The 518-nt window shown below is 61.6% G+C and carries 1 protein-coding gene; it reads right to left on the bottom strand.

Translation table 11 applies throughout. The features are described from left to right. A partial coding sequence (locus tag J5M56_RS24290; RefSeq protein ID WP_207937981.1) for an AMP-binding protein occupies positions 1-518 on the bottom strand: 518 nt, incomplete at both ends.

Here is a 518-nt window from a genome sequence, read left to right as displayed (position 1 = left end):
CATTGAAAAACTGCGCCGGTTGGAATGCCGCGCGAATGCGCTGCAGATGCTCGCCGGTCAGCGCTTCACCGCCGGTGATGATCATGCGCACCGGCAGGACGTCATTCTGCGTGGCAAGGAACTGCGCCAACTGGCTGCCGTAGCTCGGCGTGAAACCGAGGACGTTGATCCGATGCGTGCGAATCAAGCCGCAAATTTCTTCCGCGTCCCACTGCCCTTGCGCCCGCAGCACCACCTGCGCACCGCTGAGCAGCGGCACCAGCAGACGTTCGGTGGCGGCGTCGAAGTTGATCGAATAGAAATGCAGTTCACAATCGTCCGGGCGCATGCCGAAGCGTTCGATCACGGCCTGACAGTGCATGGCAATTTCGCCGTGGGAGACCACCACGCCTTTCGGTTTGCCGGTCGAGCCCGAGGTGTAAATCAAGTAGGCCTGATGTTGCGGCAGGCTGATAAACGGCAGCTCGCTGGCCGGGTAGTCGGCCAATCCCGGGCTGTCATCTTCCAGACACCAGCGC

It is taken from the genome of Pseudomonas sp. 51_B (assembly GCF_017491595.1).
GTDB lineage: Bacteria > Pseudomonadota > Gammaproteobacteria > Pseudomonadales > Pseudomonadaceae > Aquipseudomonas > Aquipseudomonas promysalinigenes.
The sequence above is the reverse complement of the archived record's forward strand: the minus strand, read 5'-3'. Positions and strand labels throughout refer to the sequence as shown.